A 26,020-nucleotide genomic window follows, 5' to 3' on the forward strand; every position below is an offset into this window, starting at 1 on the left:
GTAGCTACTAACTGCCAAGTACTAACTGCTAACGACCAGTCACTTGCTAGTTACTATTTTGAAAAGTCCCAGCATCTAACACTTGTCGTTTGATGTTAAAGCGACAAATAAAATTCCAGTTCCAAGAAGCATCATATTGATGACAAAGCCCCCAAGTTAGGCCGGGTCTTTGGCTGTCATTCACACCTACATCTGAGCTACTTGCTGCAACACTGTTAGGCTGAGTAGGTCTAAACAAGCCAATGGCTTCTGGTGCCCCTTTTATGTGGGCTTTAATATCAAAATTTAGGCCATCATCTGCAAACTGAATGGTATTTTTTTCAGGACCATCAGTTGTTAATAGCGAAGCTATGCCACCTTCAAAATTCCACACAACCACTTCATGACCACTGTTTGAAATAGGGTTTAACTCAGACTTGATATAGGGGCCTTCAATGTTGTCAGCAATCGCTACACCGTGTTTAATTTCGCGGCCACCAAAGTTCATTTCTTCACCCATGGTTTCACCTTTGTAGTAAAGGTAAAACTTGTCATTAAAAAACTGTAGACAAGGATCATGCACTTTGTGACTGTCAAAACTTCCCTTACTGTTCACATGAAAACGGTTGTCTTCATCCCCTCGCCACTGGCCATCTTTACTTGGGCTTAGGATTGGCGATGCAGACTTAAGCCATGGACCATATGGGCTGTCAGAACTGGCTAGTGCAATTTCTTCAAACTGCCTATTGGTATAAGGCGTGGTGACGGTTTGATAAACAAGGTAAAAGCGCCCATTGTGCGCCAGCACTTCTGGGGTAAAAATGGCGCGATCATCATATTGGCCAGCTTGACCACGTTTAATCGCAACGCCTTGTTCTTTCCACGTTTCGCCATCGTTCGATGTCGCGTGCCACACTTCAGTCAAATCCCATGGGAAAACTTTATCCTCAAGGTTATCCGACCCAAATCCTACGGTTTCCCCTTGGCCTTTGGTGTACCAGCAATGCAACACACCATCAACTTCAATGACCGAAGAAGGGTCACGCCTGATGACTCCATGCTCAAAAGCAAAGTCCCCTTTAAGCGGTGTCACTGCAAACTCGACCATCCAATCAGAGCGTGTTTTATCGTAACCACGCTCAATAGCGCGTCGACTTGCAAGGCTCAATGGTTTATTTGAATTCATAACTATTCCTAAACGTCAGGTAGTGCCACGTCATAGTTGACGGTGGTGATTTTGATTTTGTTAAAGGGCAACATAGCGATTGACTGATGTTCTCATTCACTTGTTAATCGTCTTATTGAGTCAGTAAGCTTTGCTGCGCTGTTTTAATCTCTTGGTAAATATCGGGGGCTAATATCGCCCCTTTATGCTGCACGACTTCTCTGGCAACAAGACATGCTTCACCTAACGATGTCTCTATATCATGCTCGCAATTACGGCTCGCAAGATAAGTTCCAGCAAAAGAGTCTCCTGCTGCAGTCGAGTCAACTTGAATAGGCGCTGGATTAAAAGGTTGATGGGCGATCAACTCACCACACTCATATGCGTAGGTTCCGTCTAAGCCGCTTTTTACAATAATCTCTTTGGCACCCAAAGATTGGCAATGCAGCATCACTTCAATGGCTGTTTGTTGCCCGTATAAAGCGTCATGTTCTTCAATACCTGGTAAAGCGATATCACAATGCTGGTATGCAATATCAAACCACGTTTTAGCATGACTGACCGATTGCCACATCGCTTGGCGATAATTAGGGTCAAAGGCAACCAATGCACCTTTTTGACGTAAAGCTTGAATGAGTTGCATCATTAAGTGCTTATCTTCATCAGCTAAAATACCTAACGAGATACCACTAAAAAAAACAATATCCACAGAGCCAATTCGTGAAACTAACGCTTCAACCGCTACAACTCCCATCATTTGTGTTGCAGCAGAATCCTTTCGCCAGTAACTAAAACTGCGCTCACCTGCATCATCAGTCGCAATCGCATAAATGCCAACTGTCGCGGTATCTATGGTTAACACCGCTTGATCATTAATACACTGTTTTTGCCATGCTTTTCGCATTGCACCGCTGGTTGCATCATCACCCACTGCAGTAAACAACTGGCAATCGATATTGGCGTTATAGTGTTTTGCGTACACTAATGCATTGTAGGTATCACCCGCAAATGCCCGTTTTAATAATGATTCTGAATGCTCAGTCAATTCCATCATGCATTCGCCAATCGCTAGAATAGACTTCATCACTACGCTTCTCTTTTCGCTAATGGCAGAGTGTCATCACTCGTGTCTTTGGTATTTCGAGACAGTAAAATTTCAATTTCTTCAATGGTTTTGTTTTTAGTTTCAGGCATAATTTTGAACAACAATACAAACCCTATTGCACCGCAGATTGCATAAAATAAGAAGATTTCGTCGGCTCCAAATACACTCAACTGCCAAGGGAAAAACTGTTGAACTAAGTAGCTTACAAAACTGGTAATGAATGCAAATACCGGAATGGCAACACCACGAATATGAGTTGGGAATATTTCAGAAAACAATACCCACATGATTGGGCCAATTGAGAAATGAAATGCAGCAATAAAGCCAATAATTCCGCCAATAATCAAATTGGCATTTATTGAAGCTGCACTTTGTAATAACTCGCTTTCGTATAACTTGGCATCAGACTCACCTAACACTGAAATTAACGCCGTTTTAAATTCCACATCACTGTGAAAGACCACATTTGCCATAGAGGTGAGCTCTGACACATTCATCTGTCCAGCTAGCGCCACTAACGCTTGATCGGTTAATGAATAAGTTGCTTGGCTAAAGCCCCAGTAACAAGCAAATAAACTGATGGTTGCCGTTGCAAGCCCCCAAATGACGAGTGGTCTTCTACCTAATCGGTCAATGAGTAATATTGCCACCACAGTAAAGATGATGCTGACTAAACCTACCACTACAGCTTGAAAGAACGCTGCATCTGTGCCAATACCTAACTGTTCAAATACAGTTGGGGCATAGAACATAATGGCGTTAATACCGGTAATTTGCTGAACAATACCAATGGTCAGTCCGATGATCATGACGCCACGTACTTTGCTATCAAATAAGCTTTTAAATAACACCCAAAATGATTCTTTATCATTGTGGCTTTTTAGGCTTTGTTTGATTTGCGCAATTTCTTCTTCACACTGAGTGGTATTGTTAAACTGATTAATAATGAGTTTGGCTTTTTCTTCTTTACGCTTCATGATCAACCAGCGCGGGCTTTGAGGAATGTTAAGTAGTAATAAGAACCAAACAATAGCGGGCAAAATTTCAATCCCAAGCATCCAGCGCCATGTTTGAGTGTCTATTTGTAATGCTGACACCCATGGATGACAACTTTCTGAAAACTCTAAAATGGCAAAATTAGCAAAGTAAGCGATCGATAAACCAACCACTATGTTGATTTGAATGATTGACACCAGTTTACCGCGTAAATGAGACGGCGCTATCTCGCCAATATACATTGCGGCAACAGATAAAGAGGTAAATGCTAAACCACCGATAAATCGTGCTATTACCAGTGATTCAAAGCTAGTTGCCATGACTGACATCACTGCTGAAATGATATAAATAAATGAGATAATGACTAAGGTTTTTTTACGACCGATTTTGTCACAGATGACACCTGTCACCATTAAGGCAAATATCACCCCAAAGCCTGGTGCACTTACCACGGTTCCGATTTCTAAGTCGGTTAAATTAAACTCGGTAGTGACAAATCGTACTGTGCCAGATATCAACGCTGCATCTAAGCCGAAAATAAAACCGCCTAATGCCACAACTAGTGCGCAATACAAAACACTGTGACTTTTAATAATCATATACACATCCACTATCAATTAATTTATCTACTTATGTTTGTGCTGAACAACTTGTTCCAACAATTTGGTATGCTATATAGAACAAATAAATCCATTCTCTTAGCCTCTCAACTCGCCAAACCCGTTAACAACTCAGATAACATTACATTAGCATTAACATGAAATAGATAGCAACTATTGTTAACAATTTACTAAAAACCAATAGCTCATTGACGTACTTTATATATTCCAAAAGCTCGATAACTTAGTTAACCTACCGTTTTGTCTATACATTTATTTTTGGAAGATTAAATAAAAGCGTATCCAGTTTGTTACAACACAGCTCGTTTCGAAATTATCACGGCATTTTTCAAATTAACGTATTGCCAATAAAATATTAACAATGTAGATTGTTAACAATAAAGTGTTTCTGATTATTGAATTTTAAAATGCACAATGGATATGAACATGATCAATAAATTGAACGTTAAATATGCCCTTACAATGAGCTTGCTTGCTGTAGCAATTACCCAAAGCTTGGGTTGCCAGAACGATACACAAACTGCCACTGATGTTATCAAGCCTGCTAATACCCTTGATGGCACAAGTGACGCAGTCCCTCAATCTCAGTCGATGGATTTAGTTAATTTTGATCCTGCTAACAGTGGAATGATTAAACCTGTCGCAGCAGATACATCAGTCACTAATGGTGTCCTGCACGTTAAATTTAATGCTAAAAATAATAACTACAGTGGCATCAGTATTCAGCCAGAAAAAGCTTGGGATTGGAGTGATTTAACTGACTTTAATTTAGCGTTTGATATTGTGAATACTGGCGAGCACAGTGTGCAATTATATCTCGATATCAGTGATATAGACGGGTTTAACTATACCCGCACTGTGAATGTTCCGGTGGGTAATAAAGTGCAAACTTATTATGCAAAAATGGCAGGACACGATCTGGGTGTGATGGACAGCGATCATAAAGTCGAACTTAACTTTACTTCGGGGCTGCGTTCAAACCCAGATACTTGGGAAAGTGACGAACATCAGTTCACTTCTATGTGGGGTAAAAAGAACCTCAATACCAGTGGCATTGCAAAAATTAACTTAAGTGTTCAAAGCAACCTACATAACAAATCAATTGATATTAGCCGAATACAAATCAGGCAAAACCCTGAATTTAATCAACAATTCTTAACAGATATCGTCGATAAGTATGGTCAAAATAATACAACAGACTTCGTAGGTAAGATAACTAACGATCTTGAACTTGAACAACAACGCATAAATGAAGCTAAAACATTCAGTGGTGACGTTGCAGCTGACAGAAGCCGTTACGGCGGGTGGTTATCAGGACCTAAGCTTGAAGCAACGGGTTACTTTCGAACAGAGAAAGTGAATGATAAATGGTCATTAGTTGACCCTGATGGTTACTTATACTTAGCCACAGGCATTGATATTATCAGGCTGTCTAATTCATCGACCATCACCGGATTTGATTTCAAGCAAGAATTTATTGTTCAGCCGACTAAAGACAATGTTACCCCTGAAGACTCTCAAAAACTAAACCGAGTGTCAGATGATGCGATAGCTAGTCGCTTTGTCGCATCGAATATGCGAACTGACATGTTCAGTTGGTTACCAAGCTATGACGAACCACTGGGAAAACACTTTGGTTACCGCCGAAGTGCTCACTCAGGGCCATTAAAGCACGGTGAAACCTACAGTTTTTATTCAGCAAACCTAGAAAGAAAATACGGTGAACAACCTGAAGGTTACATGCAAGCCTGGGAAGACACCACTGTCAATCGCATGCTGAATTGGGGCTTTACGTCGCTAGGTAATTGGACCGACCCGCGTTACTACGACAACAATAAAATTCCTTTCTTTGCCAATGGCTGGATTATCGGAAATTACAAAACCGTATCAAGCGGCGATGACTTCTGGGCTCCAATGCCAGATGTATTCGACCCAGAGTTTGAAACCCGTGCCATGGCAACGGCTAAAGTTATCTACGACGAAGTAAAAGGAAATCCTTGGTGCGTGGGTATATTTGTCGATAATGAAAAAAGTTTTGGTCGTTCAGACAGCACTGAAAGTCGTTACGGTATTGTGGTCAACACATTAACTAAAGACGGCGCTAACGTGCCAACCAAAGCCGAATTCACTCGATTAATGCAACATAAATACGGTGACATCAGCAAGCTAAACCAAGCATGGAACAAGTCTATTGCCAATTGGGACGAATTTGATAACGGTATCGACTCCAGTATCAATAATCCTGTCCAAATCACAGATTACGGCATACTGCTGACCGCTTATGCTGATAAATACTTCAGCACCGTCAATAAGGCGGTTAAACATTACATGCCTAATCATTTGTATCTGGGTTCGCGATTCCCTGATTGGGGAATGCCAAGAGAAGTGGTCAACGCTTCAGCTAAACATGTGGATGTGATTAGCTTTAATTCTTACAAAGAAGGCTTAACGAAAAAGTCATGGGCATTTTTAAAAGAAATCGATATGCCAAGTATTATCGGTGAGTTTCATATTGGTGCTAAAGATTCAGGTTTATATCACCCTGGGTTAATTTTGGCGTCAGACCAACAAGACAGAGCCCAAATGTATAAAGACTATATGAAATCAGTGATTGATAATCCGTACTTTATTGGCGCACATTGGTTTCAATATATCGACTCACCTATCACAGGACGCGCATACGATGGAGAAAACTATAATGTCGGTTTTGTCTCTGTCACCGACTCGCCTTACCCTTTTATGGTTAATGCTGCTAAAGAAATAAACCAGCAGATGTACCAAAGGCGCTTTGGTAAACAAGAGTAATCCTATCTCTCACCGTTTTACTTTTCATTGATTAACTGACAATGAGTCAATGAAAGTAAAAGTGGTGATTCATCAAAACAACTTTGTGAAGTATTTTCCTCCCCATTAAGTACTTCTTTTTTGCTCCAACCGTTTAGGTTGATTGATATCTGATTAGGTCTTCAGATAGTCCATTGTGCAGCTTGTTAGCAATGTTTGTTGTTAACAATATATCTGCCAATGGGCATTTTTTTGATTTTTTACTCAAAGGTATCAATTTAAACATCATAAATTCAGTTAGTTACATAATTAATTTGTGTATATTTTTAACAATATGACATTTGACAATTGTAATAAAACGCCTAAGTGTCTAGAATGTTAGAATATTATGATCAAACTGGGTATATCATGGCAGCAGCTAAACCAACCAAAATTTTATCGGTAAAAGATCAAATTGCCGACCAATTACGTTCAGATATCATTTCTGGAGATTTGGCGCCAAATACCAAATTAAATGAGCAAGAATTAGCAAAACGCTTTGGCCTTTCTCGCGGTCCTATTCGAGACGTAATCCTACAATTGACCAAAGAAGGTCTGCTCATTTCTAAAAACAACTGTGGCGCGTCGGTCAACAGTATTTTAGAACCGAAACTGCAAAAGTTAATGATCAACCTTCGCCAAAACATCGAAGTGTATGCCATTGAAAACTTTAAACACAATCCAATAACTGACGATGATGTTGTGCAATTAGAAGCGATACTTGATGAGTTACAAGGCGCGTTTGATAGAGAAGATTTTACTGAAGTCACAAAAATCGATATCTCGTTCCATAATTACCTTATTTATAAAGCTGGCGGCGAAGATTTAGTTAATATCTGGTATCCATATGTGATGCGCATGCGCCTTAACTACAAGCGCATTACCAGCAGCTCTGAGTGTGTTGATGAGCATAGAGGAATTTTACAGGCGTTACGTGAAGGCGATATTAGCCGTGCAGCAAAAGCGATTAAAGCTAACATAAAATAATTACCAAGCCACCATATCTTAATAAAATGGGCAGTATTCACTGCCCTTTTTTATTGCCTGGATTAATGATTATTACCGTCTTATTTATTTCTCATTTTATATTGCGTGCTGCAATAGGCCCTATTAACACTGCTAGAACGTAATTTAAGGTGCTTAGTATTGCGACCTGACACCCTGCTTCGCCACAAATTAAAACTGCTACGTTTTAAATTTTTTCGCATAAACTGAATAACCGCGCTTTCATTAACACCAAATTGATGAGCAATGGCTTCAAATGGTGTTCTATCCTCCCAAGCCATCTCAATGATCCTAGAACGTTCATCATCAGTAAATTGTGCTGTAAACAATGGCTGCTTTATCATAGTTAACCTTTAATGTTTCTCTGCGATATTTAACGTCACGGTAAATTACGCTGTAATTTCAAATCTGGTTTAGTTTTAAGACTGTAAAAATGACAAATTCTGGATAGTTAACTCATAAAATACCAATACCGATTAAATTTACACATCAAAATTATTCAATCTTTTTTCCGTTAATTCATTGAATCAATTTTTTAATATTACAATACAGACACTTAAAACAATAAATAAATCATCGCACCGACATCATTAAAATCAATCACACACAAATTGTTAACAATCACCATTAAACAATGTTAGGTTTAATATCTTATTGAGGAGTAATATGTTTGAAGCTGAGTTGTGATATCAAACGAAAGCTTGTTGTCTACGAAGTTATTAAGCCTTGTTTTAGTAAATTTATTTAAGCGAATACTATGACAAACGTTGACCCAAACGACTTAGGCAGTCGTTATTTTAAAAAAACATTGTTCACCGCAATCATTATCACAAGTTTACTCGGTTGTGGCTCTTCATCAGAAGAACCTAACCCAGTAGAAAATACCCCACCAGCAGAATCTGAACCTATAACTGACACTTCGCCAGAACCTTTTAGTTTTATGGCGGTAAATGATGTCGAGTTAAGTACGGCAGTTATATCTGAATCAGTAACAATCACAGGCATTAATGCTGCGACCGATATTAGCGTGACAGGTGGGCAATATTCGATAAATGGCGGTTTGTACACAGCTGAGGACAGTACCGTTTCTACAGGTGATCAAATCTCACTGCAAGTCACTGCTCCAGATACCGCTCAAACCACTACAAGTGTAGAAATTAACGTTGGAGATATCAGTGCGACGTTTACCGTTACAACAGCAGAAGAAACTGCAGCGCCGACACCAGCGTTAACATCATTGATATTTAATCTCGATACCATTCACAGTATTAACGATCTCAATGTGTTTGATCGTAAGAAATTTATCACCATCCACGCATCCCACACTGAAAACGACTGGTATAACGTCGGCACAAATGCGTCATCAGACTTAATCACAGAGTTCGCTGAAGGTTATGACGTATATTTTGGTCGTGATACTGGCGGTATGCGCTACCAGCTTAGTTTATTGGCTGAATCTGCTACACAAAGTGGCTTTGTCGATGCTGAAATGGCAACCAGTAATGGCGGTAACTCTCGTTGGACTTATAAAACAAACACCGATCAAAGGGCTGAAACACAAAGACAGCATGAACACCGCAATCTCAATATGGTGGTGGCAGCACAGCAGCACCCTTATTGGCCTGATGGCAAAGATACCGGCCAAGGCTGGGCATTCTCTCAACTTGATTCAGCTGCAGAACCTTTTGGTACTGCAACGGGTGACTATATGGGGCAATTTGTTGCCAAGTATTTTAATAAAAATGATGGTGTTGATATCTACGGTCAACCTAAGCCCAAATACATTGAGGTAATGAATGAGCCACTGTACGAATTAATTGATTTTGCAGAAGACCCTACCACCATTGAAAAGGTTTTTGAGTTTCATACTAACGTTGCCGCGGCGATTAAAGCGGTAAACCATGACTCATCACTGGCTAACACAGATGTATTAGTTGGCGGCTATACCGTGGCTTTTCCTGATTTTGATAAGCAAAACTTTGATCGATGGGAACAAAGGGACAAAGCATTTATCGATATCGCGGGTGAGAATATGGACTTTATCTCGCTGCATTTATACGACTTCCCCGCATTTCAAAACCGTGAAGAACTCCGCGCTGGGAGTAATATCGAAGCCACTTTCGATATGTTAGAACACTATATGGCATTAACTCTGGGTGAAGTTAAACCCTTCATGGTGTCAGAGTATGGGTCACAGGTTCATTCTTTATTTAATCAACCTTGGTTAGCACAACGAGATTGGTACCATTTAAGGGCGATTAACAGCCAACTGATGTCATTTTTAGAACGCGCGAATAATATTGAAATGGCCATCCCATTTATTCCAGTAAAAGCAGAATGGGGACGATTAAGCGAAACAGTTCCCTATTACGCACGCTTAATGCGCCAAAATAAAGAGATTGAAGGCCAAACAGGTGATGAATACGTTTATACCGATATGGTTAAATTTTACCAATTGTGGTCAAACGTTAATGGCACACGCGTAGACAGCTATTCAACCGATCGCGACTTTCAGTTAGACGCTTACGTCGAAGATAATAGCGCATACCTGATAATTAACAGCCTTGAAAAAGAAGTTCAAACCATTGATGTATCTTTACTTGGTATTAATCAAGACAAGATTAGCGACATCATGCTGAAAATTTTATTCCACGAAAATGGGACAACCCATTTAGTAGAGTCAGATTTGTCATCAATAGAAGAGCTAAATCAATTAACCATTGCAGCCGAAAGCACAGTCATAATTGAATTAACGTTTAGCGAAGATATTGAACTGCCACACACGCAAACTGAAACCAAGTATTACGCAGACAGTTATAAACATCCCATCACCGCAGATACCAGTGCGAGCTTTAACATTAACAATGTTGATATTGCAGAAACTGGCGAAGCAATATTGCGCCTTGGTTTAGGGCGAGAACACGGTAAATCTTTGCAACCCAACGTCACAATTAATGGTAACCCTGTTGAAATTGATCCTGACTATCGTGGTTACGATCAGTATCAAGACGGCCAAGGTCGTCAGCAATACTTTGGCGTGATTGAAATCCCTATCTCTAATGACCACCTGCAGACAGATAACCTCATCACAATCGAATTTGCTGATGACGGAGGATTTATCACTTCTGTCGCCATGCAATATTTTGCTCACTCTAAAGTCATGCCACGAAATTAATCACAAGCTAAAAAGACTTCTGCACTCTTACGCGTGAAGAAGTCTATCCATCTTGTCATTTTGGTAGTGTGCGGTCATTGAAATGACATGATCTATTTCTGCAAGGTAGCAGAAATAGTCAATAACAAGACACTTTATACGTAAAGTGATCATTATATAAAAAGGGAAATTTATGAAACGTCATATTAATCTCATCCATGCTACAACCCTGATAACCACAAGCGCCCTTTCGAGTGTTTGTTTTGCAGCAGACTGGGATAACATTCCGTTACCTGCCGATCCAGGTAACGGTCTTGTTTGGCAATTAAATGATCAATACTCTGATTCATTTAATTACCAAGGTAAAACCTCAACTTTCACCAGTAAATGGAATGATACTTACTTTAATGCTTGGGAAGGCCCAGGATTAACGCGCTGGAATAGCGGTGAATCTTGGGTATCTGATGGTAACTTAATCATTAGCGCGTCACGTAAAGCCCCTAATCTTGTGAATGCTGGCGTGATCACTTCAAAAACTAAAGTAAAGTATCCCATATTCCTAGAAGCCAACATCAAAGTGAGTAACTTGGAGTTATCTTCAAATTTCTGGTTACTCAGTGAAAACGATGAACGTGAAATTGATATTCTAGAAGTATATGGCGGCGCCCGTGAAACTTGGTTTGCACAAAATATGTCGACTAATTTTCATGTCTTTGTTCGTAATAATGACAATAGCATTAGAAGTGACTTTAACGATCAAACCCACAACACACCGGTATGGGGCAATAATTGGCGCGAAGGATTTCACCGCTTTGGCGCCTATTGGAAAAGCCCAACCGACGTGACCTTTTATATCGACGGACAAGAAACCCCACAAGGTTCTTGGGATGAAGTCGTGATGAAAGATAAAGATTATACTGGCGCACTCATGGATAAAACCCAGTACACGATGGATGAGGAAATGTTCATCATTTTAGACACTGAAGATCATTCTTGGCGCTCAGAGGCGGGTAATGTGGCTACAGATGCCGATCTGGCTGACGGTGCTAAAAACAAAATGTATGTTGACTGGATCCGTGTTTATCAACCTGTCAGTGATGGCAGCTCTGGAGGTGATAATGGAGGAAATGACGATATTAACCCCAATACCCAATACCAGCTTGTGGCTAAGCACAGCGCTAAGTGTATAGATGTCATTAATAACCAAACCAGTAATGGCTCTACTTATCAGCAAGCAGGCTGTGACAATACTAATGCCCAGCAGTTCAGTTTCACTCAACTCAGTAATGGTTTTTATAACATCAAATCTAATCTCAGTAATCTTTGTTTAGATTTGGCTGCGGGCACAACCGCTAATGGCGGTAAAATCCAGCAATGGGTTTGTAACAGCAGCAACCAAAACCAAATGTGGAACTTAAATGATAAAGGAAATGGTTATGTTGAAATCATCAGCAAAGTCAGCAATAAGTGCCTCGACATTGCAGGAAAGTCGACAGCTAATGGCGCAGCTTTAACACAATGGAGTTGCTACAACGGCGATAATCAGCAGTTTACATTAGATTAACGCTTATTAGATTGTTAAGCCCAATGTTAATTACAAAATTAGCTTCAATGTCGATAGAGCTGATGGTCAGCACACATTGAGTCATACGTTAACTAACGTCGTTTGGGCGCTTTAAAATTCATCTGCCACTACATTCCCATACTCTGCTAATTCGATGAGCTAGTTGTGATGAGCTAGTTTTGATGAGCTAGTTTTGAAGGGCTAAGTCCTACAAACGGTATTCTGTCATCCTCAATACTCGTCTTACAATTCATTCATAAAACAATGAAGCATCATAATTTGCTTATCCAACGAATAATAAAACAGCGAGAAATAATGAAAAAATCAATAATTGCAGTAATGATGATGTCAGTAAGCATAGGCGCATTCGCTGAGTCCGAAGTCGAATCAAAACAACAGCTAGATTCAGCAATGGAGCAACTCGTCAGTGTTGAGTCGCAAACCGATATTTTTATTACTGTAGATGAAGAAGCAAGTTTTGAAAGCATTACTTATCAAGGTTTTATTACAGAAAAGTACAGCGAGATTTATGTCTCTAGCCACGATGCAAAAGAGAATGGTCTTGAAAAAGTGAAGAAATTTTACATATACAACGAAAAAGACATCGACGAACTAAGCCATAAGATTGCGGCAAGGGTTGATCAAGATAATCCAACCGCTTTCTCAGTAGACTTATACCGTGATTATCAAAATGATTCAGGTAAATTCACTTACATAGCACGTGTAACCGAATATAAATAAACCTTAAACAGAGTTTTACTATTCCCCATTGCTGAGTGAACTGTCACTCAGCAATGCGCAGACATTCATCATTAATTAGCCGATAATTGCTCATTTTTTAAGACGATTAATTTCTGTAAATTGCTCATAGATGCTGACAGTAAATGGCATGCTTGCAAATACCCATTACGATGAAACTCAACTAAAATCGCCTCGTCTAAGCTCGACAAATTTGCTTCATTAATCACATAAAGTCCATCAAACTTATGCTTTTCCCCACCTGTAAATGTCACGCCAACTTGAATCGCTTCGATTAAATCATGCTCAACTAATGCTTTAATAAACGATTCTGTGCGGATAATACCTTGTGCAAGGGTCGTGACCAGTTGATTCATTGTTTTTAAGTAATCAGTAGGTGTGCCTTTATCATCAAACAACCTTTTCCCATCGCCTTTGTTATAACTTGAATCTTTTACTCTGTTGGAATTCATATCAATGGTTAATAGCGATTTTTGTTGATTTGTCATCTCATTACGTTCGCCTACTCTGCCAACCATAAAAGGCTGACGCTGAATATGCATTGGTATGGCATTAGCGCACCACTGCTCACCTGATAAGAACAAGTTTTCTCCGGGAGTAAACCCCAGTAACGCGTGTAAACCAAATTGACCTGTCTGGTTATTCTTTAACAAGCAGCACGGGTACTCAACAATAAGTTGTCGCAACTCTTCTGCTACTACAGGGACATAATGAACATTCTCACCATATTGCTGACCATGTGCGCTGACGACTTGTGTGTGTAAATGAACGGTTGGATCTACGATTGCATTTTTCATCATTGCTTCCTTTGCGCTTGTTATACTTTTTGTAAGCCGTATTGTTTAATTAATTGTATTAACTCACGATTGCTTGGCAGCGAACCCGTAAGCTGTTGAGTCATGACTTTGTTGTGTTCAAATTGTTTCTTCGATGCTTGTTGGCACTGACTATTCAATGGCCAAGGCGACGCTTCAGTGTTAAACCCCATGCCGTAAAGCACATATTGATAACTCGCAGCAGGGAACACTTCTGTGGCATGGGTAAAATCGTTATCGGAGGGAATTTGAGTTTGCCATAGCGTCAATAAGGTCTGTAAGCTTTTTGGAATGGACTCCACACAACGATTATCAATCCAAAAATCACTGTCATCGCGTTGATTAAGCATGTAATGCAGTTTCAAAAAATCAATAATTCGATCCCAGCGGTATAAAAACGTGTCATTGAATCGCTTGGCAACAATATCCATTGCTACCCTATTACTCGGTAATTGTTCTGCAACCATATTGGCCGAAATCTCAACTAAGAGCAGCGCAGATGCCTCCAACGGCTCCAAAAAGCCTGCAGACAGTCCAATAGCAACACAGTTTTTATGCCAAAACTTCTCTCTATGGCCTGGGTTTATGGCTATTTTTCGAAATGTTAATGAGTCAACATCTGACACAGAATCTGCCAGATACGCTTTAAGCTCTGCTTCTGCATCTTGATCATTGATATAACGGCTTGCGTAAACATGCCCTACACCGCGCCTGCTTGATAAACCAATATCCCAAATCCAACCCGCTGATTGCGCCGTTGAAATGGTATGTGAAGCAATAGGTGATTGCTCATCGTCATAAGGTACCTGAACCGCAATGGCTGTATCTGCGAACAAGACGTCTTTGCAGCTTTTAAACCCGACCTTGTAATGCTCACCGAGCAATAAAGATTTAAACCCAGTGCAGTCAATGAACAAATCTCCATTAATGTCACCTAAATCGGCTGTCGTTAATGAGTCAATGTAGCCATCATTATCATTGTTGATAGCAACCACATCAGAGACCAAATGCCGAACATGTAAATGATTAACGCAATGCGCTTGCAGAAATGCTGAAAAACGCCCTGCATCTAGGTGATAGGCATAGTTAGCCACAGCGTCATATTCTGCGGTGGTGATATATTTAGGTGCCAGCCCAGCTTCACATATGGCTTCTTGTGGGCTCAACGTCGCTGAAAGTGAAGTTATAGTGTCGGCTGTAAACCACTGCTGAATCAGACTGTCATGATGGCTTCCTTCTGGGAGCATCAAAGGATGATAGTAAAAGTCATCATCTTTACCAGTAACCCATTTAGCAAATTTAGCGCCTTGCTTAAACGATGCATGACAATGGTTAATAAAGTCAGTTTCACGGATCCCCATATTGTTAAGCGTGGTACGCATTGTTGGCCAAGTGCCCTCACCAACACCGATAGCTGGCACATTAGCGGACTCAATTAAGGTTACGGTAAAATTACCAGCATGGGTTTTATTGAGTTTGGCGGCAATAGTGCCAGCGGTTATCCAACCTGCACTGCCACCACCAACGATGACAATATGATTTGTTGTATGAGTTTGTTGGTTTGCAGAAGCACAGGCTTCATAATTTGTAGAATCGATTGGATTGGTCATATTTGCTCCAATTCTTGTTGTGAAAATATTTAACGATATTTGTTCAAAAAAAATGTGGCTGCCATATTTATGACAACCACATTGAGTTTTAGCGAACAGTATTAATCATCACACATAAGAGTGATAAGCTATTTATCTGTAAATCCATGCTATCGATGGTTAACATCAAATCACTGTTTAATACATGCTATAGCGTTAACTAAGCTTAAAACTTAGCACTAACACCCACGGTATAACGTGGACCGTATTGCTCAGCCGCGAGTAACTGCTCTTCAAAACGGCCATAACGTCTTACGGTTTCATCAGTTAAGTTAAGACCATCAAGTGAAACGGTAAACGTATCATTAATGTCATAACTAATACTCATATCAAGTTGCCCATAAGCTTCGGTAAATGTCGGTTCATTACCTAATGCCAGTAAGAACTCATCACGCCAGTTGTAGGCAATACGAGCTTGGAAACTGTCATTTTCATAAAACGCGACTAAGTTACCTGAATCACTCAAACCTGTAAGTGCAATGGTTTGATCAAAGTTATATGGATCAAAAGACTCATCACTGTTGACGATGGTGTAGTTAGCAACAGTACCAAAACCACTATCCCAGAACATGTATTGCGCGTTTAATTCCCAACCATCAACTTCACGATTCTGTAGGTTATCTGGTGTAGCCACTTCCCAAGTAATTACCGGATCAGTCGCTGTACCTAAACAATCAGGGTTTGGCGTGTCTGATGCATCAGGGCAACCCGCTCTAGGGTTAACACTTGGATCGGTTAACGGCTGACCATTTACATCGTTAATTGAACGATTTTCGGTGCCTGCGCCAATAAAGTTTTCAACATATTTCTTAAAGTAACCAGCAGACGCAAAACTACCGTCATCAAAATACCATTCAAGTGATAAGTCAAAGTTATCAGAAGTAATCGGTAGCAGATTTGGGTTACCTTGTGATGCGTTAAACGGACCACCAGGTCTTGCAGACACATTGGTTGCTGGGAATAATGCACTTACCCCTGCACGAGACAAGGTTCGGCTATAGGAAAAACGGGTAACGATTTCATCAGTCACTGACATATTAAAGTCAAAGTTAGGCAAAATACGCGTGTAGCTACCGGTTAATTCGTCAGCGGTTGGTGTGTCATCATAAACAGGTCGTAATTCCTGCGCATGACGATAATTCATCGCGATAATACCGTTTTGAACCGAATAGGCTTTTACGTCTGTGTCTTCGTAGCGTACACCCACATTCATTTTCACTGGCATGTCATTAAATTCAGTATCAAAATCAAATGAGATGTATGCCGCTAATGTTTCTTCATTCACACCATTAGTTTGAATATTAGGCTCAGCAAATAAGCCTTCTGATTTAACAATGTCGATGAACTGATTCACGTCATATTGCGAGATATATGGAAACAGGTTATTTGCACCAGGGAATTGATCTGCAGTATCGCCTAATGGAATAAAGCCTAAATCTAAATTATCGAGTGGCACATCAACAAAAGAGAATACTTCGCTTAAACGGGTATCAATGGTGTAATCAGTATTCATGATCCCAAAATTGATCTTGGTTAATGCGCTGTCTGATGCGGCATTTTCCCATGTACCAGCAAAGCGATATTGCTTAATGTTGTTATCCATTGAATAGCCGCGCTTTTGGTATAAATCAGAGACAATATTGTCTTTGTTATAAGCACCGCCAGGTAAATTAGAATCATCGACAATAATTTCTGGAATATCGCCAACAAAATTAGCGCCAATTAACCCAACAGAACCTGATGGATTTTTAAGGTTAGCTAGGGTTTCAGCCGTTTGACCATCAGGGTTTGATTTCGATGTTGAGTCATGAATATCTAATTCAAAACTCAATGTATCAGTGGCTTGCCAATCAATGTTTAGGCCAAGTGAATCGTTTTCTTTCTCTTCGTAATATTCCCACGCCCAAAAGTTTAACTCATCATCTTGATCTCGTGGGTTCCATAATGTGCCATTGGCGTTGGCTGATCCGCTTGGATTATCAAACCAAAACGCTGAACGATTGGTATAACGAGTTTGTTCAAAGCGAGAAATCGTGTAATCAAGTGTGGCAACAACAGAGTCAATCGGTTGCACTTGTAATACCGCTTGGGCATTTTGGCGGGTACGCTCGGTATCAATCAGCTCAGTTTTAGCTGTCCAAGGTGTCCAAATGGCTTGTTCTGGATTTTTGTTGGTATCAATAGCCGATAAATCAACATTGTCACGACTACGATTCCTTACCCAACCATCAGTACCGACAAGGTCTGTATGACTGTCGCGTTCTGCATGTGACGCCGACAATAAAAAGCCCACTTTGTCATCAGCAAAGGTTTGACTGATCATGCCTGAAATTTCTGGCGTAACGGAATCACCTGTTTCTACGCTAGTATCATAAATCCCTTTAGCGCTAACAAATGCTTTAAAGCCGTCGTAATCAAATGGTCTGGCAGTCGAGATATCAATCGTTGCGCCAATACCGCCTGATGTAATATTCGCTTTACCGGTTTTGTATACTTCCACACCAGAGACACTTTCAGCGGCGATTTCACGGAAGTTAAAACTACGCGAAACCCCTTCTGACTGAAGTGCTGAAGAGTTAGGCATTTGACGACCATTAAGTGTCACCAAATTAAATTCAGGCCCAAAACCACGAACGGTAACCTTATTACCTTCGTTATTGGCACGATCGATCGATACACCCGCAATACGTTGCAAAGATTCCGCTAAGTTAGTATCGGGTAACTTACCTATATCTTCTGCACTAATGGCATCAACCACACCATCAGAGTAACGCTTAGTTGATGCAGATTTAGTTAACGAGCTTCTGATGCCTTTAACTTGAATCACTTCAACTTCTGTTTCCGCATTATTTCCATCAACGCTATCAACTTCATCAGCATGTGCCCCAACACTTGCTGCGAGTAACATCGCACAGTAAACAGAATTAAATCTGAAATTTTTATTCTTCATCTTGAAAAAACCTTCTTGTTATCGGATTTTTGCTTTAGTCCGACCAATGCATAAGTGCATTACTTGTGATCGAATTGTTAACAATCTGCTATTTTTTAACCATTATGTCAATAGTTTTTTGGTATTAGTTAATTGTTAACAATATATACTAAAGAAGTTTAATAACGAGTAGGTGAGGTTTGAATTGAATATTAAAGACAAAAAAACACGGATTAATAATATAATTCATCCGTGTTGAGAGCATGACTTTTTAATTGAAATAGCCAATTACTTTCATTATGCAGTGTTGATTAAATAGTCCTTTTTTTAAAAAGCCTTCATGCTTTAAAACCGCTATTACTTTGGTTCACTCAGTATTTTTTCAGTGGTAAAACGCTGAGGGTACAGTGTTTTATTGACCATCTTGGCCGCATTAACTAGCTCGGTGTAAGGTTGGTCTGTCACTGACACAAAGCCTACATTGTAATTCTCACCATCATAGGCCCGCCCTGTTAAAGGTGAATCAATATATTGAAACCAATGAGCGCCAACAAAGTAATCGTTCTCTATGACACTGTTCATAAAGTCTTGATACATGACTCCCCTATCCGCCTGAGACTCTGCAGGCACTAATCCAGGATGGATTAACCCTGAATCAAGCGAGCCATTGTGAAATTCTCCAATGATGCTTGGGCGGTCTACTTCATCTAAGAATGTCCAAAAACCTTTATCAAGGCCTTCTTTATAGTAGTTGTAGCTCATCACATCAGCGTATTTCGCTGCAGCTGCGCGCAGTTCTGGTGTCATCCCCCAACTGGCAAACCTTGCGCCCATGTACAAATGTTCTGGCATATGCTGCTTTAAAGCCGTGCTGACCGTTTTAAAGTATTGCTCCGCATATAAGCTCAGCAACATGGAGAGATCTGCGGTTACTGCATCGTTAATGTCTTTTACAACCAAGCCATTGGCCAATTCATCCCATGTTACCGACAATCCCCAAGCAGTATTTAACAAGTCGATAGATGCGTACTTGTTTTGCAACGCGTTAACAAATGCCGCTTTGGTGGGGCTTTCTGTCGCAGAGCGGCCAAGCGTATTAATCACAATGCCGTATTGGCTTTGCAACGACGTCATCATTCCCCAGCTTTTTTCATTATCAATAAACACCCCTACACACCAAGGGTTGTTATTGACCTCAAGTGCAATTTGCTTAACCGTTGCTTGGGTTCGCTGTTCAAATACTGGGTCGAACGGATCAGGTAGTGGGCTCCAATAATCATTACCGCTACTGACGGTTTTAAAATCACCAATGATCCAGCCATTAGCAAAATACGGGAAGCGATTCATCTGATAATAGCCAGGATCAACCCAGTTACCAAAAGAAGTAAAACCCCAACTTTGCATACGATTTATAGTGTTATCTTTCCATTTATCAAACACACTAACAGCGTCATCTAAACTAAATTTCCGCTGTAAATTAGTTCGATAGAAACTGAAGGTTTCCCCCGCGGCTAACGGCCCAGTATGCACACTACGGCGGTAACCAAAGTTTTGTCCTAAAGCTGACTCATAGCTTGGTAACCAAGAAAACATCTTTGCCCGTAGGCTAGATTCAAGCTTACGACTCGGTAATGCTTGTTTATCGACCTGATTCAGCCCCAATGAATCTTCAGGGGTTAAATCAGTGGCTAATTTAATATTGATCAACATAGGATCGAAATCAAAGCCTGTGATGGTAGACGTATTGGCCATGCGAACATTAGCAATACCATTGGAAAAGAATAGGTAACCTTCAGGATCAACAAGTGTCCACTTGCCTTGATATTTATCCGTTCGGTAATAACCTGTAGCATCAAGTTTAGGCCCATTTAACCAGCCGTTATATTGACTGCGATCTGCAAGTTTAGGGGCTTTTGCAAGCTGTGCGATTTCGGCATTGCTACTCTGCTTAAGTTGCTCAAGCGAGTGCACCTTGCCATTAAACTCTTGTTTGGCATTTTGACCAAACTCATCAACTAAACCATTCAGATAGTCTGCATCGACCCCTTTGGGGCTAATCATACGGATATTGTCAAAAGTCAGGCTTTTATTTACTAATGAACCATCAATCTGAAAGTGAAGCGCTGTGATATTGGCTACATCTAAGTGCTTATTACCGCCTCGCCACTCCACTGGTTCAAAATAAGTAAGCCAGTATTTGGGATTAGAGCGAATGCCCGTCTCTTTAGCCAGTTCATCACCCTTTAGCACAATGTAGTAAGTCTGAATCGAATTGGCAGGAATGACAGTACTGCGCGATTGATGATGTTCAGTATCATAGGTTTTAACGTAAATAGGAGTCGAAGCCATTGACGCATTACTGATATCAACAGCGATCGCTACGTCTTGATGACCGCTTAAATCCCATGCTGTATCGGGTTTAATAGCAATACTGGTTACATTGTTATGCTCAGAGTTAAAGTTAACTTCAAGCGCTTTACTGCTGACTCCTGCAACTAACGATACATCTGCGTGCTGGCTTGTAACTGAAGCTAAATCTTGTGCACTTTCAAAATCTAACAGCACCTTAATCAAATTAACATTGCCAACGATTGCGGGTTCAATCTGAGTTATTACTGATTCATCCTCTACACTTGCTGTGGGTGTTTTAACCGCTTTATCACAAGCAGAAACTAGGCTTAAACAGCCTATTATTAGTGCACATGATAATTGGGGATTGCTTGATAAATGTGGGATATGCATATCGCCTCCTGCAATATAATCAGCAATACCGCTGCGCTGATGATGAAATGCTCATAGCTAAATACGTTGTAACGCTCGGTTAACACCCAGCAGGAATCGATACTAGGCTGTATCAACTAAGAGAAGAGTTGTTGGATTGAAGCCTTGAAGAGAGCCCTCAAGGCTTACCGTTTAAACAAACTGGCAGTTAATCAGCTTCGTTCATATAAACGGTTTTCTTTTCTACATATTGTTCAAGGCCGTATTTACCATCTTCACCGCCCATACCGCTCATCTTCCAGCCGTTGTGGAATCCTTGATGTTGCTCACCTAACCCACGGTTTACATACACCTCACCGACTTCCATTTCAGCAATAGCCTGATGAATATAAGCTAATTTCTTAGTATATAAATAGGCCGACAAGCCATATTCACTGTCGTTAGTATAAGCGATTGCATCATCAATGCTGTGAATTTTGATGATAGGAAGTACTGGACCAAAGGTTTCCTCATGAACAAGAATGTTATTTTGCTCTACATCCACCAATACAGTTGGTTCGTACCAGTTGCCACCTTCAAAGCCTGCAACGGTAGCGACTTTACCACCAGTGGCTAAAACCGCCCCTTGTTCAAGGCTCTTTTTAACAATCGAGTGAATATTTTTGATTTCACTTTGATTCACTTTGGGCCCCATATCAGATGATGCATCCATCGGGTCACCCACTTTTAATGCTTTCACTTTCGGGATGAACTTTTCGATAAAGGCATCATATACATCAGCATGAACATACAAACGCTCGGCGCAGGTACATACTTGGCCACAGTTAGCAAAACGTGCCACCACAACATCATCAACCGCTTTATCTAAATCAGCATCTTCCATGACGATAAATGGCGCTTTGCCACCAAGCTCTAGCATAACGGGTGTTAAGTGTTTGCCAGCCGCTTGATAGATAATTTGCCCAGCTCGTGTACTACCTGTCATGGTAATCAGTTGCGTAACAGGGCTTTCACACAAATGCTGACCGACAACCGATCCACTGCCATTGATAATGTTTAGCACACCCGCTGGAATACCTGCATCATTGGCAATACGTCCAAGTTCCATTGTTGCTAAGGGTGTTTCTTGGGTCGGTTTAACCACAATTGAATTACCAGTAATTAGCGCAGGACCAATTTTTCGACCCGCTAATGCTAATGGGAAATTCCACGCAGTAATCGCCACCACCACACCTTTCGGGACTTTATGGATGAAGATTTTTTCGTTTTCATGATCAGAAGGTAGAATATCGCCTTGTAGCGTCAACGCATTATCACAAGCGTATTCAACAAATGTCGCTGTTGCTTCCACTTCCATGCGCGCCACATCAATCAATTTGCCTTGCTCTTTAACTAAAAGCGCTGCTAAGTCTTCAGCACTTTGGCGAATACCTAATGCAAATTGGCGTAAAATATTGGCTCTTGCTCTTGGTGTTTTCTTGGCCCACTGCTTTTGTGCTTGCTGCGCAATTTCTAACGCATCTTGTGCATCATCCACACAGCCCTTTGGGATTTCACCAACAAGCTCACCTGTACTAGGTGAAAAGACTGAGATAGTCCCCGTCGCCTTTGATGGTACATAGGCACCATTGATAAAATTAACTTTGTTTCTAATTTCCATTGGATTATCTCCCCATCCAACCGCCATCGACCAATAAAATACCGCCATTCATGTAATCTGATGCAGCGGATGCTAGAAATACTGTTGGGCCTTTAAAATCGTCAGGTGTACCCCAGCGACCTTGAGGAATACGCTCTAATATCGACTTTGATCGCACGGGATCGTCTCTTAACGCCTCGGTATTATCTGTCGCAATATAACCTGGGGCAATAGCATTAACGTTAACGCCACTTCCTGCCCATTCGTTTGCTAATGCTTTAGCTAACTGGCCTATCGCGCCTTTACTTGCAGCGTAACCTGGCACTGTTATGCCACCTTGGAAGGTTAATAACGACGCTGTGAAGATTATTTTACCTTCACCACGCGCAACCATTTCCTTACCAATTTCACGGCTTAAGATAAACTGAGAATTTAAGTTTATCTCCATGATTTTATCCCAGTATTCATCACTGTGCTGGACGGCTGGGTCACGTAAGATTGAACCCGCATTATTCACTAAGATATCAATAGTGTCATGCTGCGCTTTGACGGTTTCAACAAATTGATACAGGCTTTTACGATCTGAAAAATCACATTGATAAGCATGAAATTGACGGCCTGTTGCTAGCACCGCTTTTTCTACATCAGAGCCACTGGCTGCTAATGACGCTGATACACCAATTATATCTGCGCCTGCTTCTGCAAGTGCCTCTGCCATTGCTTTGCCAATACCACGACTGCAACCAGTAACTAAAGCCACTTTACCTGTTAAATCAAATTTATTAAGCACATTATTTAGCATTGCGTTTCCCTTACTCTACTGCACAAGACACGAGCGCTTTCATGCCTGTTGGGTTGTTATCCATACTTTCGAAAGCATTGCTGATATTGTTCAAGTCACTCACTGAAGTAATAAACGGGGCAAGATCAACTTTACCCGAGGCAACAAGTTCAATCGCCATATCAAAATCTGCATGCTCGTAAACTCGGGCACCTAACAGCTCAAGCTCTTTCCAAAAGAACTGAAACAAATCTACTTGTGGTTTTTGTGCATGAATGGCCACCATACAAATTCGGCCACGAACGGCTGCAACATCAACCATCGCATCCACTGCGGGTTGAACACCTGATACTTCAAAAACGACATCAGCGCCTTTACCGTTTGTCCAATTTTGTACATATTCGCCAAGGTCTTGGTCAATAGGATTGACCGTTGGGATATCAAATTTATTTGAAAACTCACGGCGACTTTCATTTGGCTCAGAAATAATCACTTCAGCGCCAACCGATTTAGCCACCAAAGCCACTAATTGCCCAATTGGCCCGCCTCCAATAACCACGGCCTTTTCACCTGCAGATAAGCGTGAACGTGATACGTCATGACACGCTACAGATAAAGGCTCAATTAACGCACCTTGTTGTAAGCTCACGTTTTCTGGCAACTTATGTAATGTACGCGATTTAACCGTCCAAGAGTTTTGAAATGCACCCGGTGTGTCAATACCCATAAATTTAAGGTTTTGACAAACATGTGAATGACCAGCATCACATGCAGGACATTCACCGCACCAGTCAAGTGGCCTAACTACAACGCGTTCACCAACGCTGTAGCCGCTGACATTCTTACCTAACTCAGCAATCGTACCTGAAATTTCATGACCAATGGTATGCGGTGGATTGACTCGAGTGTCCATTACACCGTGGTAGATATGCATATCTGTGCCACAAATCCCCACGTAGCCTACATTTAATCGAACTTCATCATCTGCTGGCGCAATTGCTTGAGCTTCGACGACTCTGAAAGATTTATTACCTATATATTGAGCAGCTTGCATAATGTTGACCTTATGAACTCATTTTTAAATGAGGAGTTAATAATGCATCATCAAAAACGACACCCGTACCTGGAATATCAGGTGCGACAGCTTTGCCATTGACGATTTTAAGAGGGTTAGTGGTGTATTGATCTATCGGGAATGAGTGCACTTCTAGAAAGCCTGCATTAGGCTGTGATGCCAAAAGCGACACATGTAACTCATGCATTCCATGGCTACATACAGGTAAGTTATTTGCGTAAGCTAATTGGGCAACTTGCAGCCAACCGGTTATACCACCAATGTTAGACGCATCGGGTTGTAAAAAACCTAATTTTGATTGAGCAATAGCATAGGTAAACTCATGAATAGTATGTAAGTTTTCGCCCATTGCTAGTGGAATATTAGTCGCATCGGCTATTTTGCCATAACCAAGATAATCATCTGGAATGGTCGGCTCTTCAAACCATTTAATATCGCAATGTTCAATAGCACGTGAAAAACGAATCGCTTGTTCTTGAGTAAGAGAATAATTAGCATCCACCATAAAAGTGGCATCTGGACCAATAAGGTTTCTTACTGCTTCTACACGACGAACATCTTCTTTGTAATCAGATTTACCCACTTTAATTTTAACCGCTTCAAAGCCACGATCTAAATAACCCTGAATATTCGCTAATAACTTTTGTTCGCTAAAATTTAAGTCGATGCCACCAGCATAACAGTCAACATGCTGATTAACACCGCCAGCCACTTGCCATAAAGGTTGGTTAATGCGTTTGCATTTAATATCCCATAAGGCAATATCAACCGCCGAAATAGCAAAGCTTAATAAGCCACCACGGCCGACATAATGAAAATGCCACTGTAGCTGATCCCAAATGCGATATATCTCGGTACTATTTTGCCCTAAAAGCAGTGGTTTCATTTCATCATTTAATAATGAATAAATAGCCCTTCCGCCTTTACCACCAGTATAGGTATAACCAACGCCTTCACAGCCATCAGCAGTGCGTATGCGCATTAAAATTAATTCAAAATGAGTATGATCGCCATGCTTAGCATCAGACAATACTTCAGCTAATGGCACTTGATAATATTCAACATCTATCGCTTCAATTCTTGTCACTTCGTTGGTCATAAATAGACTCGCACCCAGATAATATTTTACGATTTATTGTTAACAATCTACACTTTTGTATTTTTAATGTAAAGCATAAGTTAATTTTAAACCTTGAAATATTTGAGTCTGCTTAACCCCATAATTCAAACAACAATCTCAG

17 protein-coding genes are annotated in these 26,020 nt (G+C 40.7%); 5 read left to right on the forward strand and 12 right to left on the reverse strand.

Features of this window, described 5'->3' with window-relative positions; genetic code table 11:
• Positions 1–46 precede the first annotated feature (46 nt).
• The 3 genes from K5Q58_RS12365 to K5Q58_RS12375 form a co-directional block, all read right to left on the reverse strand.
• Complete coding sequence (locus K5Q58_RS12365; RefSeq protein ID WP_220754238.1) at positions 47–1,165, reverse strand: family 43 glycosylhydrolase; 1,119 nt, start codon at positions 1,163–1,165, stop codon at positions 47–49.
• 112 nt (positions 1,166–1,277) lie between these two features.
• Entirely contained in the window at positions 1,278–2,228 is a 951-nt protein-coding gene (locus tag K5Q58_RS12370) for a sugar kinase (RefSeq protein WP_220754280.1), read from the reverse strand.
• Positions 2,229–2,230: 2 nt separating this feature from the next.
• The gene (locus K5Q58_RS12375) at positions 2,231–3,844 is read right to left on the reverse strand and encodes a sugar porter family MFS transporter (RefSeq protein WP_220754239.1); all 1,614 of its coding nucleotides are present in this window, start codon (positions 3,842–3,844) and stop codon (positions 2,231–2,233) included.
• A gap of 447 nt (positions 3,845–4,291) precedes the next feature.
• On the opposite strand from K5Q58_RS12375, the gene K5Q58_RS12380 reads away from it, so the two are divergent.
• Entirely contained in the window at positions 4,292–6,670 is a 2,379-nt protein-coding gene (locus K5Q58_RS12380) for a beta-galactosidase (protein WP_259651335.1), read from the forward strand.
• Between the two features lie 387 nt (positions 6,671–7,057).
• Complete coding sequence (locus tag K5Q58_RS12385) at positions 7,058–7,675, forward strand: GntR family transcriptional regulator (RefSeq protein WP_220754282.1); 618 nt, start codon at positions 7,058–7,060, stop codon at positions 7,673–7,675.
• 80 nt (positions 7,676–7,755) lie between these two features.
• On the opposite strand, the gene K5Q58_RS12390 is transcribed toward K5Q58_RS12385, so the two are convergent.
• On the reverse strand, positions 7,756–8,037 hold the full coding sequence (locus K5Q58_RS12390; protein WP_220754240.1) for a TIGR03643 family protein: 282 nt from the start codon (positions 8,035–8,037) through the stop codon (positions 7,756–7,758).
• Between the two features lie 413 nt (positions 8,038–8,450).
• Here K5Q58_RS12390 and K5Q58_RS12395 point away from each other — a divergent pair, with 413 nt between their 5' ends.
• From K5Q58_RS12395 to K5Q58_RS12405, 3 genes are all read left to right on the forward strand, one after another.
• Positions 8,451–10,868, forward strand: coding sequence for a hypothetical protein (locus tag K5Q58_RS12395; protein WP_220754241.1), 2,418 nt, complete (start codon positions 8,451–8,453; stop codon positions 10,866–10,868).
• A gap of 172 nt (positions 10,869–11,040) precedes the next feature.
• Positions 11,041–12,411, forward strand: a complete 1,371-nt coding sequence (locus K5Q58_RS12400; RefSeq protein ID WP_220754242.1) for an RICIN domain-containing protein — start codon at positions 11,041–11,043, stop codon at positions 12,409–12,411.
• A gap of 315 nt (positions 12,412–12,726) precedes the next feature.
• On the forward strand, positions 12,727–13,152 hold the full coding sequence (locus tag K5Q58_RS12405; RefSeq protein WP_220754243.1) for a hypothetical protein: 426 nt from the start codon (positions 12,727–12,729) through the stop codon (positions 13,150–13,152).
• Between the two features lie 71 nt (positions 13,153–13,223).
• Here K5Q58_RS12405 and K5Q58_RS12410 read toward each other — a convergent pair whose 3' ends face one another.
• From K5Q58_RS12410 to K5Q58_RS12445, 8 genes are all read right to left on the reverse strand, one after another.
• Positions 13,224–13,967 carry a SapC family protein gene (locus tag K5Q58_RS12410; protein WP_220754244.1) on the reverse strand — a complete coding sequence of 248 codons (744 nt, stop codon included), beginning with the start codon at positions 13,965–13,967 and terminating at the stop codon, positions 13,224–13,226.
• A 20-nt stretch (positions 13,968–13,987) separates the two neighbouring features.
• Positions 13,988–15,595 (reverse strand): tryptophan halogenase family protein, encoded by a 1,608-nt coding sequence (locus tag K5Q58_RS12415; protein WP_220754245.1) that lies wholly within the window; start codon positions 15,593–15,595, stop codon positions 13,988–13,990.
• A gap of 205 nt (positions 15,596–15,800) precedes the next feature.
• Complete coding sequence (locus K5Q58_RS12420; RefSeq protein WP_220754246.1) at positions 15,801–18,584, reverse strand: TonB-dependent receptor; 2,784 nt, start codon at positions 18,582–18,584, stop codon at positions 15,801–15,803.
• Positions 18,585–18,920: 336 nt separating this feature from the next.
• A complete protein-coding gene (locus K5Q58_RS12425; protein WP_220754247.1) occupies positions 18,921–21,305 on the reverse strand; it encodes an agarase in 2,385 nt (794 codons plus the stop codon).
• Positions 21,306–21,492: 187 nt separating this feature from the next.
• Positions 21,493–22,944 carry an aldehyde dehydrogenase gene (gene aldA / locus K5Q58_RS12430; protein ID WP_220754248.1) on the reverse strand — a complete coding sequence of 484 codons (1,452 nt, stop codon included), beginning with the start codon at positions 22,942–22,944 and terminating at the stop codon, positions 21,493–21,495.
• A 4-nt stretch (positions 22,945–22,948) separates the two neighbouring features.
• A complete protein-coding gene (locus K5Q58_RS12435) occupies positions 22,949–23,713 on the reverse strand; it encodes an SDR family oxidoreductase (protein WP_220754283.1) in 765 nt (254 codons plus the stop codon).
• A gap of 22 nt (positions 23,714–23,735) precedes the next feature.
• A complete protein-coding gene (locus K5Q58_RS12440; protein ID WP_220754249.1) occupies positions 23,736–24,758 on the reverse strand; it encodes a zinc-binding dehydrogenase in 1,023 nt (340 codons plus the stop codon).
• Positions 24,759–24,768: 10 nt separating this feature from the next.
• Positions 24,769–25,878: a mandelate racemase/muconate lactonizing enzyme family protein gene (locus K5Q58_RS12445; protein ID WP_220754250.1), complete on the reverse strand. Its 1,110-nt coding sequence runs from the start codon at positions 25,876–25,878 to the stop codon at positions 24,769–24,771.
• Positions 25,879–26,020: the final 142 nt, after the last annotated feature.

It is taken from the genome of Shewanella sp. KT0246, from assembly GCF_019654955.1.
GTDB lineage: Bacteria > Pseudomonadota > Gammaproteobacteria > Enterobacterales > Shewanellaceae > Shewanella > Shewanella goraebulensis.